The organism is Streptomyces sp. NPDC050658, from assembly GCF_044457025.1.
Classification (GTDB): domain Bacteria; phylum Actinomycetota; class Actinomycetes; order Streptomycetales; family Streptomycetaceae; genus Streptomyces.
Window position 1 is genome coordinate 637,494 of record NZ_JBITGM010000003.1, and the last position, 15,447, is coordinate 652,940.

Sequence of the window (15,447 nt, forward strand, 5' to 3'; positions counted from 1 at the left end):
CCGCACGCGACCCGTGGCGGGCAGAAGAGGTGGACCGGATGGCCGAGTTCGACGACAAGCCCGCGCCCAGGCCCGAGGGGCGCAAGAACGCGCTCTACCCCGGGATCTCCGAAGAGCTCTCCGCCCTGATGAGGACGGGCTGGGCCGACACCGAGCGGCGGGACCTGCGCCCCGACGAGCAGTCCGCGCACGCCGCGCGCCGCCGCGCCGCGCTGTCGGCGCGCTTCCCGGGGGAACGCCTGATCATCCCCTCCGGGAAGCTCAAGACCCGCTCCAACGACAGCCATTACCCCTTCCGCCCCTACTCCGCGTACGTCCACATGACGGGCGACCAGGCGCGGGACTGCGCCCTGGTCCTCGAACCGCGCGCCGGCGGCGGCCATGACGCGCACCTGTACCAACTGCCCCGCGACAGCAGGGAGAGCGACGAGTTCTGGACCGGCATGACGGCCGAGCTGTGGATGGGCAGGCGGCGCAGCCTCGCCGAGTCCGAGCTGCTCTTCGGCCTGCCCTGCCGCGATGTCCGCGACGCGCCCGGGGAGTTGGCGGCGTCCGAAACGCCGACCCGCATCGTGCGCGGCCACGACCCCGCGCTCGAGGCGGCCGTGACGAGCGACGCGCGGCGCGACGACGAGCTGGAGGAGGCGCTCTCCGAGCTGCGGCTGGTCAAGGACGACTGGGAGATCGGCGAGCTGCGCAAGGCCGTGGACTCCACGGTCCGCGGATTCACCGATGTCGTACGGGAGTTGGCGACCGCGGTCGACACGTCGGAGCGCTGGATCGAGGGCACCTTCTTCCGCCGCGCCCGCCTGGAGGGCAACGACGTCGGGTACGGCTCGATCTGCGCGGCGGGCGAGCACGCCACGATCATGCACTGGGACCAGAACGACGGGCCGGTGCGCCCCGGCGAACTCCTGCTCCTGGACGCGGGCGTGGAGACCCGTACCCTCTACACCGCCGACGTCACCCGCACCCTCCCCATCAGCGGCACCTTCACCCCGCTCCAGCGCGAGATCTACGACGCGGTGTACGAGGCGCAGGAGGCCGGCATCGCGGCCGTGAAGCCCGGCGCGGCGTACCGGGACTTCCATGACGCGGCGCAGCGGCATCTCGCGTACAGACTGGTCGAGTGGGGCCTCCTGGAGGGCGACCCGGAGCGGGTCTTCGATCTCGCGCTGCAGCGCCGCTTCACCATGGCGGGCACGGGACACATGCTCGGCCTCGATGTGCACGACTGCGCCCAGGCGCGCACCGGGGAGTACGTCGGCGGCGTACTGGAGGCCGGCATGGTGCTGACCGTCGAGCCCGGCCTGTACTTCCAGCCGGACGATCTCACCGTGCCGCCGGAGTACCGCGGCATCGGGGTGCGCATCGAGGACGACATCCTCGTCACGGCCGACGGCAACGAGAACCTGTCGGCGGGCCTGCCGCGGAGCGCCGCGGCCGTGGAGAACTGGATGAGCGGCCTGACGACCGGCCACCGAGAGCCCTGACGAGCCGGTCCCCGGCGTTCACCGCCGATCGCCGGGGACCGCTCAGGCGCCGTCCCGGTCGGCGGCGGCGAGACCCTGGGCCGAGCCCACCGCCCCGCACCCCTTCAGCCACCGCCCGGCGATCTTCGCCGCCCCACTATGCACTCGATGTATACACACTATGTATAGTGCTCGCATGCCTGCTGCGAAAAGCAAGATGAAGAGACGCGCGAACCGGTTGCTTTCAGTGCCCACCTTTATGGCCGCCGCCTCGCTGGGACTGGCCGTGGCGCTCACCGGATGCACCAAGCTGGACACCACGTCGCCCAGTTCCGTCCGCAAGGACGCGGCCGCCGCGAACACCGTGAACCGGGTGAAGCTCGGTACGGTCGACTGCCGCAAGGCCAAGTGCGTCGCGCTGACCTTCGACGCCGGTCCGAGCGAGAACTCGGCGCGGCTGCTCGACATCCTCAAGGAGGAGAAGGTGCCCGCCACCTTCTTCACGCTCGGCAAGAACCACATAGCCAAGTACCCCGAGCTCGTGAAGCGCATGGACGCCGAGGGGCACGAGGTCGCCAGCCACACCTGGTCGCACAAGATCCTCACGGACATCGACCCGGACGAGGCGCGCGAGGAGCTGCGCAGGCCCAACGAGGCGATAGAGAAGCTGATCGGCCACAAGCCGACGCTGATGCGGCCGCCGCAGGGACGCACCAACGACGAGGTGAACAAGCTCTCCCGCGAGGAGGGACTGGCCGAGGTCCTCTGGAGCGTCACCGCCAAGGACTACACGACGAACGACTCCGCACTGATCCGCAAGCGGGTCCTCGACCAGACCGAGCGGGACGGCATCATCCTGCTGCACGACATCTACAAGGGCACGGTGCCCGCCGTGCCGGGCATCATCGACGGCCTCAAGGAGCGCGGATTCGTCTTTGTGACGGTCCCCCAGCTGCTCGCCCCCGGCAAGGCCGAGCCGGGCAAGGTCTACCGCTGACCCGTTCGGGCCGCGCCGCCTGACAGGATCGGCGGGTGGCTCTCTTCACCATCACCCGGCAATCCCCCCTGCCCGCCCCCGAGGCCTGGCACCGCCTGACCGCATGGGAGCGGCATGGCTCGGTGGTCCCGCTGACCAGGGTCACCGTCAGGACTCCGCCCCCGACGGGCGAGGGAACGGTGTTCGTCGCCCGCAGCGGCATCGGACGCCTCGGCTTCGACGACATCATGGAGGTCGTGGTCTGGCGCCCGCCGGGCCCGGACGGCGCGGGCGGCCTGTGCCGACTGGAGAAGCGGGGGACGTTCGTGACCGGCTGGGCGGAGATCGGGGTGACCCCCGCCCCCGCCCGGCGGGGCTGCCTGATCACCTGGCGCGAGGAGCTGCGGGTCCGCGGACTGCCGACGGCCTTCGACCGGCCCCTGTCGGCCGCCGGCCGCCTGATGTTCGGCCGGGCGATGCGGGGTCTGCTGAATCCGTGACCCCGCCCGCGGCTCAGGAGTCGCGCGAGGACCGGGCGGCGTGCAGGGTGCGGGCGACGCGCGGGCCGAGCCAGCGCTTCATCCTGCGCAGCGGCTCCAACTGCTCGGCCGCGCGGTCGATCCGGTAGTACAGCTGCGGCGGGATGTGCGGAAGCAGCGGCGAGTGGCGCTGGCCCAGGAGCGCGAACATCTGGTGCGGGTCCAGGCCGATGTAGCGCGGCAGGTTCTCGTACCACTGGGCGCTGTAGCGGGCCGCGCTCTGGACCGGGAGCAGGTCGGAGCGCCGCTCCCGTTCGTAGCGGTCGAGTGCGGGGCCGAGTTTCGGGCCCCCGCGCAGGGCTGCCGCGAGCGCCATCGCGTCCTCCAGCGCCAGCGTCGTCCCGGCGCCGATGGAGTAGTGCGTGGTGTGCGCGGCGTCGCCGAGCAGGACGAGGTTGTCCCGGTGCCAGGTGCGGTTGGTCAGCGTACGGAAGTTGAGCCACTGGGCGCTGCCGTCGGCCTGCGCCCGGCCGATCAGGCGGTGTCCGTCGAGGACCCCGGCGAAGAGCCGCTCCAGCAGGGCGAGACCCTCCTCCTCGCTTGCCTCGTGCAGGCCGAGCCCCTGCCAGGTCTGGGGCGCGCACTCGACGACGCAGGTGCTGCGTTCGTCACTGAACCGGTAGCCGTAGCACCAGATCCAGCCGTGCGGGGTCGGTACGAAGGCGAAGGTGAAGGAGTCGAAGACCTTGGTGGTGCCGAGCCAGATGTACTTGTTGCGGCCCACCGCGACCTCGGTCCCGAAGTGCCCCGCATGCCGCTCGCGCAGCCTGCTGTGCACGCCGTCACCGGCGACGACGAGATCGGCGTCGGGCAGCAGTTCCGTACCCGTGATCTCGCTCTCGAACTCGACGCGTACGCCGAGGGATTCGGCCCGCCGGGCGAGGATGTCGAGCAGCCGGTGCCGCCCGATGCCGAAGCCCTCGTCGCCGTGGTGCACGGTCGTGCGGTCGCCGACGTGGGCGATGCCGTCGCTCCAGCGCACCGAGTGCTCGACGACGGCGTGCGCGCATTCGGGGTCACCGGACCGCAGCTTGTCGAGCAGCCCGCCCCAGTAGGTCACGCCCCAGCCGTACGTCGAACCGGCGGGGTTGCGCTCGTGGACGGTGATGTCGTGGGACGGGTCCTGCCGCTTGAGCAGGATCGAGAGGTACAGGGCGGCGGGACCGCCCCCGACGCAGGCGACCTTCACGGGTACTCCTCTTGCGACACAAAACGAACAATTCGTGACGCAAGGTAGCAGGGGGGACAGGCTGCGGAGTGGACCTCACAGACGTGGCCGCGCCGGTCACCAAGGCGCGGGCGGCTCCGCCACCGGCTGCCCGGCGAGCCGGTCGAGGGCCACCCGCACCGCTTCCTCCAAGTGGCGGTCCCTGCCGCGCACATGGTCCTCGGGGCCGCACCGCACCTCGATGTCCGGCACCGTCCCGCGGTTCTCGACCTGCCAGCCCTCGTCGGTGAACCAGTAGGCCTCGCGGGGCAGGATGAGGCCGGTGCCGTCGGCCAGGGAGAAGTTCCAGTCCATCACGTTCACCCCGCCCCAGGTGCGGTTGCCGACCACCGGTCCGACGCCGAGCGCCTTGACGGCGGCCGCGGCGACATCGCCGTCCGAGCCCGTGAACTCGTCGGTGACCACGACGACCGGGCCGCGCGGGGTCAGCGACGGATAGCTGCGCGCCGAGCCGCCCCGCGCCACCCGCCAGCCGAGGATCCGGCGGGCCAGCGTCTGCACGACGAGCTCGGACAGATAGCCGCCGGTGTTCTCCCGCAGGTCCACCACGAGGCCCGCCCGGTCGAACTCGGTCCGCAGGTCCCGGTGGAACTGCGCCCAGCCCGTGGCCAGCATGTCGGGCACGTGCAGATAGCCGAGGCGCCCGTCCGACGCGCGGGCGACCAGCTCGCGGCGTTCGGCCACCCACGCGTGGTACCGCAGCGTCGCCTCCTCCCGCAGCGGGACCACCGTGACGCTCCGCGGGGCGCCGCCGTCGGCGGGCCCGACCGTCAGCCGCGTGGGCACTCCGGCCTTCCCGGCGAGGAGCGCCCCCGGCGTCCGTCCGGGGCCGGGGCCGGTCGGCACCCCGTCGATCTCCAGGAGCGCGTCGCCCGCTTGTACGCCGATGCCGGGCGCGTGCAGCGCTGACCGTGCCCCCGCGACGGCGCCGTCGCCGCGCGGTATCCGCTCCACCCGCCAGGTGCCGTCCGCGTCGCGGGTGAGGTCGGCGCCGAGCAGGCCCTGCTGGTCGGGCGGCGGCGGGGTCGTGGTGCGCTCGGTGACATAGGCGTGGGAGCAGCCCAGTTCGCCGTGCACCTCCCACAGCAGGTCCACGAAGTCGTCGTAGCAGCCCAGGCGTTCGACGAGCGGGCGGTAGCGGTCCAGCACCCCGTCCCAGTCGAGGCCGCCCAGGTCCGCGCGCGCGTGCACGTCGCGGATCAACTCCCCGTCCTCGTCGAACGCCTGGGCCCACTCCACGGCCGGGTCCACGCGCGTGCGTGCGCCTTCCAGCGGGATCCCGGTCGCCGCGTCGCCGGGCACGGGCCGGTCGGCGGGCAGGAACGTCAGCGTACGGTCGCGCCGGGCCAGGACCCGGCGGCCGTCGCCGCAGACCGCGTACTCATCGATGTCCGGGCGGAGTTGGGTCACCGCACCGGCCGCGAAGTCCCAGCGCATCAGGGTGCCGCGCTCGGCGAGCCAGTCGCCGCTCGGGTTCTTGCGGATCCACAGCACGCCGCCGTCGGCCGCGCGCAGATCGATGAGTTCGCCCGCCGGAACGGGGAACGGCTCCGCGCGCTCGGTGAGTCCCTCCCGGTCCACGACCACGGAGCCGGTGGCCTCGGCGCGGCGCGGGTCGTGCGGGCTGAACGGCGAGGGGGTGTCCGCGGCGAGCGGCAGCGCGTACAGCCGGGTGCCCGCGGCGAACGCCGGGTCGAGGACGTGCGCCTGCGGCACCGGGTCGAACTCCCGCTCCGAGAGGAACACCACGTACAGACAGTCCGCCGTGAAGGCGGGCGAACGGTCGCTGAAGCGGAACCGGGTCGCCTCGACGACCTCTCCCGTCGCGAGCCGCGCGAGCCTGATCTGCCGCGTCCTGTTCGCGCCGGGGTGCGACCAGGCGAGCCAGCGGGAGTCCGGCGAGAAGACGACGTCGGTGGCCTCGCCGCCGTCGGTGCGGTCCACCTCGGTCAGCTCGCCGGACCCGGCGTCCGCCACGAGGACCCGGCCGTCGTGGGTGGCCATGGCCAGGGACGTGCCGTCGGGCGAGGCGACGAGTTCCCGCACCCGGCCCAGGCGACCGGTCCCGAAGCGGTGCACGGCGGCCTTGCCACCGGAGACCGGCGCCCCCTCGACGACCTCCGTGCCCTCCGCACCGTCAGCATGCTCCACCCCGGTCACCTCACCGGACCCGGCACCCGCGACCAGGACCCGGCCATCACGGGTGACCGCCGCCCGGGACACCCCACCAGGCGACGCCACGAGATCACACTCCCGGCCCGGACCGCCGGTCCCGAAGCGGTGCACGGCGGCCTTGCCACCGGAGACCGGCGCCCCCTCGACGACCTCCGTGCCCTCGGCACCGTCGGCATGCTCCACCCCGGTCACCTCACCGGACCCGGCGCCCGCGACCAGGACCCGGCCGTCACGGGTGACCGCCGCCCGGGACACCCCACCAGGCGACGCCACGAGATCACAGTCCCGGCCCGGACCGCCGGTCCCGAAGCGGTGCACGGCGGCCTTGCCGCCCGGTGCCGGCTCCGCGTCGACGACCTCGATCGCCTCACGGCCGCCGACGACCACGACGCAGGCCACCCTGCCGGTCTCGCCGAGGACGCGGGGCAGCCGGGCGCGGGTGCCCGGCTCTCTCGGCAGGGCCCGCGCGGGCTCGCCACCACCGCCGACACGGTGCGCCGTGCCACGCACGGTCACCACGGCCGCCCGGCCCGACCGGTCGGTGTCGAAGTCCTCCAGGCCCTCATCTCCCGTGACGGTGTACGGCACACGGGCCGCGCCCGGACTGCCAAGCGTGACGGCGAGCCGTTCGGGCACCTGGCCGTGACCGAGGCCGGGGAGCAGCCACAGCTCGCCGCCGCTCTGGTAGACGACGCGGCTGCCGTCGGTGGTCGCGTTGCGGGGCGCGAAGGGGTGGTCGGTGTGGCGGCGCGGATCGCTGCCGTCGGGCAGGCTCGACCAGAGCCGGGCGGTGCCGTCGTGGTCGGAGAGGAAGGCGATGCGGTCCCCCACCCACAGCGGGCACTCGATGTTGCCGTCCAGGTCCTCGTGGATCCGCCGGAACTCTCCCGAGCCGTCCGGGTCGAGCCACAGCCGTCCCGTGGTGCCGCCCCGGTAGCGCTTCCAGAACGCGGCCTCGCCGAACATCGACGGGGTCTGTACGAGGACGGCGCCCGCCGGTCCGTGCGCGACACCGGACACCGGCCCGTACGGCAGCCGTCGGCCGGGCCCGCCGTCGAGCGGAACCGCCCGTGCCCAGGTCCGCCGGGTCGCCCGTTCGCCGACCGCGCTCACCACGAGAAGCTCCGTCTCCGAGTGCCAACCCAGCACCCGTGTCCGGGAGTTCGCCCAGTGCGTGACCTGGACGGGCGCCCCGCCCGCGACGGGGGCGACGACGGCCTCGGGCGCGCCCGTTCGGCGTGACGTCCACGCGACGAGACTGCCGTCCGGGCTGATCCGGGGGTGCCGGGCCGGCTCTTGCTCCGCGCTGCACCGCCAGGCTCGGCCGCCCGACAGGGGCGCGATCCATACGTCGTTCTCGGCGACGAACGTCAGCAGGTCGCCGCGGAGTTGGGGGTCCCGCAGATAGCCGCCGGTGCGGGCGGCGGGCACGGAGGGCGCGGAAGACAAGAGGGCTCCTGGGACGGTGGGGGTTCGGGTGGTACGCGGCTTCAGCAGAGGCGGTCGTCCAGGCGTGCCGCACCCGCCTGCCGGTGGCCGAGGAAGACGCAGAGCAGGGCGTGGCTGCCGGACGCGTCGAGCCCCAGGGCCGATTCGAGGAGCGGCCCGTCGAAGCCGAGGACGATGCCGGACGCGAGGCCGGACCGGGTGGCGGCCAGGTGCAGCCGCTGCGCCCCGGCCCCGGCGGCGACGGCCGCGTACCGGTAAGCGCGCGGCCCGGCACGGTCCACGGCGCGCTCCGGCCGCCAGTGCGGGACGAGGGTGACGGCGGCCTGTCCCACGGAGTAGTTGGGCAGGGTGTAGACCCGTCCGTCCAGCGCCGCGGAAGCGCCGACGACCGGGGCGAGCGCGTGGTGTTCGGGCAGGTAGTCGTAGACGCCCGGTGCGAGTCCGGTCACCCGGTGGGCCGCAAGGCGCAGCCGGGCCGCGCCGTGGAGCGCCGCGTCGGCGCCGGGAGCGGTGGCCGCGAGCAGCTCGCCGAGGACGGGGAGGTCCACCGGGCGGCTGCCGTCGATGCGTCCGTTGGCCGATGCCCGGCGGGCGAGTGCGTCCACGACGGCCGCCGTTCCGGGACGGCCGGTCGGTGCGGGCAGGGTGATCGCGTCCGCCGGGCGGGCGGCGGCCGGTGGCTCGGCGAGGCCGCTCTCGTCGAAGTCCCGGATGCCCGATGTCGCCTCGTGTACGGCGGTCACGAGCGGGAAGCGGCGGGTTCTGCGGGAGCGTTCGTACGGGACGGGAGCCACAGAGGTGCCGCGGCACTCGACGGTCCCGCCGTCGGACTCCGCCCAGGGCAGCGGCAGCACCGCGAACACCCCGCCGTCCGGGGCGACTTGGCCGACCAACCGGGAGAGCGCCGCGTCGTCGAAGGCGAGCCGGGGCCGGGACGCGATGCCGTGTGCCGCGCAGAGCGTGTCCCACGAGCCGAGGAAGGCCCCGAGGTCGTGCAGCATCAAGTGGTAGGCGAAGTTGTTGTACTTGTACGCCGTCTTCCAGAACCGCAGCGCGCAGAGCAGGTGGCCGACGCGCGGCGAGCCGGGCTCCTCTCCCAGCGCCTCGCGCACCGCCGGCCCGGGATCGCCGTCGGCCACCTGCTCCAGGGCGTGCAGCCCGGTGGCGTAATGGTGGATGCCGGGCGGGACCGGGGCGCCCGGACCGGCGGCCAGGTAGAGCTCCAGGGGATTGGCGCCGCCGCCGGACGGGGTGCCCCGGCCCCAGCGGGCGCCGGTGAGCGTGTCCTGGCCCGCGACGTCGGGGCTCCAGTCGATCTGCCAGCGCCGGGACAGGACGCCCGCCGTCAGCTGGAGCAGCGAGCCGACGAGCGGCAGGTCGCAGCCGCCTCCGGAGGCGCTCGCCCCGGCGGTGTGCGGCGGGAGCGGACGGCGTACGGCGTGCGGGTAGTGGGTGTGCGGGGCGGGACGGTCCGCCCAGTCGGGGGCGAATCCCGGGGGTGCGACGGGCTGGGTCCAGCGACCGCGCACCGCGTGCACATAGTCCAGGACGACCTGGGACGTGCGGGACCGGTCCATGGCTCTCCTCCTCTCCTCCGGTCGTGGCGCGGTCACGGGAACGGGTGCGGGTGGCGGTGGATCTCGTCGTCGCCGAGGGGCGTGTCGCGCAGTCCGGCTCGCTGGGCGGCTGTGCGCAACCGGTCGCTGTGCAGGGCGCGTTGCTGGTCCCAGCCGAAGTCGATGGGGATGAGGCCCTGGGAGACGACGGCGACCGTGCGCAGTCCGATCGCGAACTGTTCCGCCGACGTCTGGTCGACCACGGCCAGCTCGCCGTCGACGGTCTCGGTGACGAGCCGTGCGCAGAGTTCGAGCTGGTCCCGCAGGTCGTCCCCGGTGGGCCTGACACGGTTCCAGTCCGCGAACGCCCGGTCGAGCGGCAGCGGTTCGGCCCCACGGTCATCAGCGAGTTCATCGGGAAAGAGGAAGGCCGTCCGGTCGGCCATCTCCGGCAGCCCGTAGAGCATGAGGTGGTCGTGGAGCGTGCGGACCCGGTCGTAGTCCCGTGCCATGGCCCGGAGGTCGTCCGTCACCTTGGCGACGCGCTCGGGGAAGTTCTCGACCAGGGACGACACCTCACCCACCGCCGATGCCACGGCGTCCGCGGGGTCGAGCGAGGCGCCCGCGGAGAAGACCACGTCACCCGGCCCCGGCACCCGGCGTTTGGCGACGCAGAGCACCGCGGGGACGGGCAGGTCGACCCGCATGTCGAACAGGTGGATGTCGTAGCCCGCGCCGCGCATCCGGTCGATCAGGGCGGCCGTCGCGGGGCGGTCGCAGCTCGCCGGGTCGATGCGCGGGACCCGCCGTGCCCCGTACCAGGTCAGCAGGAACGCGTCCCGTTCGATGAGCTCCAACAGGCCGAACAGGGCGGCCTCTTCGAGGCAGCTGCCGGTGGCGCAGCCGCTGGAGGAGCTGGTGGTGAACCGTACGCCGGAGGGGCGCGGCCCGTAGAAGGCGAGCTGTTCGGGTACGAGTACGGCCCGGTCGTCCCGCAGGGAGTGGCCCCAGACCCAGTCGACGCTCAAGTCCTGCGAGAACGGCACCATGCCGGGGCTGCGCGCGGCGTAGAACTCCGGGGTGTGCCGGAGTGTCTTGCTCGGGTCGAGTGCGGGGACGGACCGCTGCCGCAGTTCCCGCAGGGAGGCGGTGGCCGCCGGGCGCCGGCCGCGCGCGTGCTGGCCCGCGTAGCGCTCAAGGCCCTCCAGGAAGGCCATGGCCTCGCTCTCCGCATACGACCCCGAGTGTCCCGACCAGCTCACCTCGTACAGCGGGACGCCCTCGGACCGCCTGCCGCCGAGGCGCATGGTGCCGTTGAGGTTGGCGTTGGCGGCGGCGCCGCGCGCGGAGGCCGTCGACAGGGCGCCCAGCACCCCGCAGACCGGGCTGACCAGGGCCTGCTTCGGCAGCGCGTACTCCCGCCAGCCGCGCAGCCGCGAGCTGCCCGGCGCGAGGCCGGGGCGGGCCGCGGGGAAGCCGGCGACCTGCGGGGGCACATCGGGCCAGCCCCGGCCGCACCGCGGGCAGTCGGGGTCCGCGAGCAGGGGATGGCGCGTGGTCCTGCCGGTGAAGAGGTCCACTTCGAGGACATCGGCGGTGCCGTCCGGCCGTGCCCCGGTCGTCTCCGTACGCAGTTGTGCGAGGGCGGCCGCGATGTGCGGGGTGCCGAACTCGGCGAGCAGCGGGGTGACGCCGTCCACCACATGGCAGGCACCGTCCCCTTCGAGGGCCTCGCGTTCGTGCTCCCTGCGCAGCCGCAGCCAGCGGCGGCGCAGACAGGTGGTGCAGGGGCGGTGGCCTCGGGAGCGGCGCTGGGCGGGGCCGACGAGCGCGGTGTCCCGGTAGAGCAGCACCGGGAGGAGCGGGCGGCCGTCGTCGGCACTGGAACCGGCACCGGCACCGGCACCGGCACCGGCGGTCGTCTCGTCACTACCCGGTAGCCCCAAGGTGCCTATTTCCACCAGCAGTTCGTCCGACGGATCCGATGCCCGTGCGTCAAGTCCGTACGCGGCGGCGTCCCGCAGCAGCCTGTCGCGTACGGCCGCCACATCGGGGGCGGGCGTCGCCGCCGGGGGCAGCGTCACTATCTCCATGGTGTTGGGCGCACTCCTGTACCGGTCTGCCGGGCGGACGGGGCGGCGCCGTGACGGCCGGCTGTGCGGCCGGCCGCCACGGCGTCCTCGGTTACTTCTTCTCGGGCACCTGGTTGCAGTGGCAGCCACAGAAGACGCAGTCGGTGTTCAGCGACTCCGGGACGAGCTCGGCCGGCACAGCCTCCAGCTCGAAGGACTCGACGGACAGGGTGCCGAGGTCGGCGAGTTCGTTCTGCACGATGTCGTACCTTTCTGTTGGCCTGCTCCCGGGCCGCTGCCACGGGAGCCCCCCGGCGGTCGCCCGCCGGGAAGTTCAACGGGTCAGCAGCACACGGCAGTTCAGGGCGGGCAGGCCCGCGGCGGGGCCCGGCGGCAGGGTGCTCACCAGGACCGCCTCGCGCCCTCGGCGGCGCAGGGCGGCGAGGACTCCCGCGAGGTCGGCGGCCTCGGGGTCGTCGGCCGTCACCGGCAGCACTGGCCGCGCGGACGCGTCCGGCAGCCGCCAGCCGTCCGGGCACACCAGCGAGCGGGCGCCTTCCGGGCGCGGCAGCTCGTGCGGGGACTGCAGCAGTCCGGCCAGTTCGAGCACGGCGCCGCGCAGCGCCTCGGCCCTGGTCAGGCCGATCGCGGCGACCTGGACGGGGCGGGTCCCCGCGGAGGCGGGCGGTGTCGCCCGGGCGACGACGACGGGCGCGGGGCCGTCCCCGAGCAGTTCGTCGAAGCGGAGTTCACCGGCGAGGCGGCGCAGCGAGGGCAGGATCGACAGCTCCTTGCCGTCGGGGTCCCAGGGGGCAGGCTCCCCGGCGTCGGACTCCCAGGCGACAGGCTCCCCGGCGTCGGGCTCCCCTCCGACAGGCTCCCCTCCGACAGGCCCTCCTACGACGGGCCGGACCGCCGCCGCACCACTCGCGGCCGCCGCCAGTCGTTCATGGAGCAGCGCGGAGAGCACCCCGCTCAGGGCAGTCTCCTCGAAGGTCGCGCCCGCCCCGTATCCGGCGGTGCTGTCCGCCCCCTCCGCACCGGGCGGCGGGAACGCGGTGTGCCGTGGGATCCAGGTCACCGTGGCGCGGCTCAGGGAGTAGGCCGGCACCCACGTCGACTTCTCCACCGGGTCCACCGGGTCCACCGGGTCCACCGGGTCCGCCGGGTCCACCGGGTCCGCCGGCGGTGTCGGCGCCGCGGCGAACCGCTCGGCGGGCACCGCATCCGTGCCCTCGTCCGCGAGCTGTCGCCAGGTGCCGAGCGCCGTCGGCAGGAAGGCCGGGGTCCGGCGGTCGGCCGCCGTGCGGCGCACCAGACGCTCGACGGCGTCGATCCGCGCCGCCTCCAGGGTGTCGAAGCTGTAGCCGTAGGCGGGTCCGGACCCGTCCGGACCCGGCTCGGCGGGGGCACGGAGTCGGCCGGTCTTCACCAGGAGCTGGGGCAGCTCCCCGTCGTCGAAGCCCGCGAACAGGCCGAGCGTGGGGGCCGTGACCGCTTCCTGGCGGAGGGTGCGTGCCGCGCTGTCGGACGGCAGGTCGTGCCGCCCCGCGGAGAACTCGCGCATTCTCCTCGTGAATTCCTCGACCGTGTCCTGCCCATTGCAGCGCGGGCATTCCCGGTGCACGGCGAGCGGTTCCACAAAACTCTCCAGGGAGAGCGGGTCACGTATGACGACGCCACCCGTGAGTTCCGATTCGATGCAGCCGGACAGCTGCTTGAAGAGTTCCGCCGCCAATTCACTTCCGGTCGCCGCGGCGACGGCCGGATAGAGCTCGACCGGCTCTCCGTCCGGAATTGATTTCTCCGTCAACCAATTGCGCAGGCATTGACGGCACGCGGCACCGTTTCCCGACAACGGGCCGAGGAACAGCCGGTCGCCCCTGACGCCACCGGAGAGAAAGAGCGCCCCCTGTTCCGCCGCCAGGTCGAAGAGCCTGTCGGTGAGATGTTCGGACGCGCCTTCCGGCAGGACGAGAAGGGCGTCGGGCCGCCACCGTCCGACCCGCTCGACCATCGCCGACGCGGCCTTCTCGGGGTAGAGCACCAGGCCCTCGGCGTCCGCTCCGGACGCGAGGTCGGGCGGCACGTCGCCGGCTCCGCAGAGCGCGACGCCGCGTACCCCGTTGCGCACCAGCAGCCGCACGGCCGCCGCGGCGCCCGGACCGTCCCCGACGACCAGGACGCGGGCGTCCCTGACCTTGCGGAAGGCGGCCTGCGGGGTGTCCGTGTGGTGGGCGAGGAAGGCGATCTGCTCGGCGTACCGGTCGCGCTCGGCCGGATCGAGCAGGTCCTCGGGCTCGGACCTGCGCACCCTGACGAACCCGCTGAGCACCAGCTGCTCCAGGAGCCGCAGCACCGCCGCCGAGCGCTCGGCGTCCAGGCCGGCGCGGAGCCGCTCGGGGGTGCATCCGGCGGAGAGTGCGGGCGCCAGTGCCGTCAGCCAGCGATAGGCGGTTCTCCCTTTCAGGAAGAAGTCGTCTCCGGTTCCGCGAAGCAGCGCACCTTCGGGAAGCTCCAGAAATGCGGCGTCTTGTCTCAGAAACAGCTCTTCGTCGTCACGTAACGAATTTACCGCCGATTCGAGCGCCACATCCACCCCTTCACTTTCTCCGGACGCAGATAAACCTATACAACCGGCGAACCGCTATCCATCAGCAATTGGAACGAAGGGGCGACGGATCATGGACGGTGTCTTTGGATGATGCCACGAGAGGCAATTTGTTTTGACGTGAAAAGTCCCGCCCCTCCCCCACGGAAGGACGGGACTTCCCGTCTGCTGCGGCTACTTCACCGCGGTCATGCCACCGACCCGATCCGCCCCGAGGGGCGCGAGCCGTCGTGATGGATCGGCGTGTGCGCGCCGGTGAGCGAGACCCCGCTGCCGCCCCGCCGGTTCGCGACGATCTCCGAGGCGATGGACAGGGCCGTCTCCTCCGGCGTACGGGCGCCGAGGTCGAGGCCGATGGGCGAGCGCAGTCGGGTCAACTCCAGTTCGGTGACGCCGACTTCGCGCAGCCGCTTGTTGCGGTCCTCGTGGGTGCGGCGCGAGCCCATCGCGCCGACGTAGGCGACCGGGAGCCGCAGTGCCAGCTTGATCAGCGGCACGTCGAACTTGGCGTCGTGGGTGAGCACACAGAGCACGGTCCGGCCGTCGACCTCCGTGCGCTCCAGGTATTTGTGCGGCCACTCGACGACGATCTCGTCGGCGTCCGGGAAGCGGGTCTTCGTCGCGAAGACGGGGCGCGCGTCGCACACCGTCACGCGGTAGCCGAGGAACTTACCCATGCTGACCAGCGCGGACGCGAAGTCGATCGCGCCGAACACGATCATGCGGGGCGGCGGCACGCTCGACTCGACGAGCAGGGTGATCGGCTGCCCGCAGCGCGAGCCGTCCTCACCTATCTCGACGGTGCCGGTGCGGCCGGCGTCCAGCATCGCGCGGGCCTCGTCGGCCGCGGTCCGGTCCAGCTCGGGATGTCCGCCGAGCCCGCCTTCGTACGCACCTTCCGTACGGACGAGAAGTGCGCGTCCCATGAGGTCGGCGGGGCCGGAGGTGACGCGGGCGACCGCCGCCGCGCCGCCGGACGCGGCGGCGGCGACCGATGCCGCGAGCACTGGCCGCGCGGCGGAGTCCGCGCGGACCGGGGTGACGAGGATGTCGATGATGCCGCCGCAGGTCAGACCCACGGCGAAGGCGTCCTCGTCGCTGTAGCCGAAGCGCTCGACGACACTCTCGCCGTCTTCGAGCGCCTGTCGGCACAGTTCGTACACGGCGCCCTCCACACACCCGCCGGAGACCGAGCCGATCGCCGTGCCGTCGGAGTCGACGGCCAGGGCGGCGCCGGGCTGGCGCGGCGCGCTGCCGCCGACGGCCACCACGGTGGCGACGGCGAAGTCACGTCCCTGCTCGACCCACCGGTTCAGCTCTTCGGCGATGTCCAGCATCTCGGCCTCCTCAAAGGTTCTACGGGTGTGTG

10 protein-coding genes are annotated in these 15,447 nt (G+C 73.2%); 3 read left to right on the forward strand and 7 right to left on the reverse strand.

What is annotated here, in order from left to right:
• Positions 1-38 precede the first annotated feature (38 nt).
• From ACIBKX_RS14445 to ACIBKX_RS14455, 3 genes are all read left to right on the forward strand, one after another.
• The gene (locus tag ACIBKX_RS14445; protein WP_363272109.1) at positions 39-1,493 is read left to right on the forward strand and encodes an aminopeptidase P family protein; all 1,455 of its coding nucleotides are present in this window, start codon (positions 39-41) and stop codon (positions 1,491-1,493) included.
• Between the two features lie 175 nt (positions 1,494-1,668).
• Positions 1,669-2,469 (forward strand): polysaccharide deacetylase family protein, encoded by an 801-nt coding sequence (locus tag ACIBKX_RS14450; protein ID WP_399375765.1) that lies wholly within the window; start codon positions 1,669-1,671, stop codon positions 2,467-2,469.
• A gap of 35 nt (positions 2,470-2,504) precedes the next feature.
• Positions 2,505-2,948: an SRPBCC family protein gene (locus tag ACIBKX_RS14455; RefSeq protein WP_363272110.1), complete on the forward strand. Its 444-nt coding sequence runs from the start codon at positions 2,505-2,507 to the stop codon at positions 2,946-2,948.
• 13 nt (positions 2,949-2,961) lie between these two features.
• Here the strand turns inward: ACIBKX_RS14455 and ACIBKX_RS14460 are convergent, their stop codons facing one another.
• The 7 genes from ACIBKX_RS14460 to ACIBKX_RS14490 all read right to left on the reverse strand — a co-directional run bounded on the left by ACIBKX_RS14460 (position 2,962) and on the right by ACIBKX_RS14490 (position 15,415).
• The gene (locus ACIBKX_RS14460; RefSeq protein ID WP_363272111.1) at positions 2,962-4,176 is read right to left on the reverse strand and encodes an FAD-dependent monooxygenase; all 1,215 of its coding nucleotides are present in this window, start codon (positions 4,174-4,176) and stop codon (positions 2,962-2,964) included.
• Positions 4,177-4,272: 96 nt separating this feature from the next.
• A complete protein-coding gene (locus ACIBKX_RS14465; RefSeq protein ID WP_399375766.1) occupies positions 4,273-7,839 on the reverse strand; it encodes a S41 family peptidase in 3,567 nt (1,188 codons plus the stop codon).
• 41 nt (positions 7,840-7,880) lie between these two features.
• The gene (locus tag ACIBKX_RS14470; protein WP_363272113.1) at positions 7,881-9,416 is read right to left on the reverse strand and encodes a nitroreductase family protein; all 1,536 of its coding nucleotides are present in this window, start codon (positions 9,414-9,416) and stop codon (positions 7,881-7,883) included.
• A 32-nt stretch (positions 9,417-9,448) separates the two neighbouring features.
• On the reverse strand, positions 9,449-11,488 hold the full coding sequence (locus ACIBKX_RS14475) for a TOMM precursor leader peptide-binding protein (protein WP_363272114.1): 2,040 nt from the start codon (positions 11,486-11,488) through the stop codon (positions 9,449-9,451).
• Between the two features lie 91 nt (positions 11,489-11,579).
• Complete coding sequence (locus tag ACIBKX_RS14480; RefSeq protein ID WP_363272115.1) at positions 11,580-11,726, reverse strand: hypothetical protein; 147 nt, start codon at positions 11,724-11,726, stop codon at positions 11,580-11,582.
• Between the two features lie 75 nt (positions 11,727-11,801).
• Positions 11,802-14,060 carry a YcaO-like family protein gene (locus tag ACIBKX_RS14485; protein ID WP_363272116.1) on the reverse strand — a complete coding sequence of 753 codons (2,259 nt, stop codon included), beginning with the start codon at positions 14,058-14,060 and terminating at the stop codon, positions 11,802-11,804.
• Positions 14,061-14,266: 206 nt separating this feature from the next.
• On the reverse strand, positions 14,267-15,415 hold the full coding sequence (locus ACIBKX_RS14490; RefSeq protein WP_363272117.1) for an XdhC/CoxI family protein: 1,149 nt from the start codon (positions 15,413-15,415) through the stop codon (positions 14,267-14,269).
• Positions 15,416-15,447 lie beyond the last annotated feature (32 nt).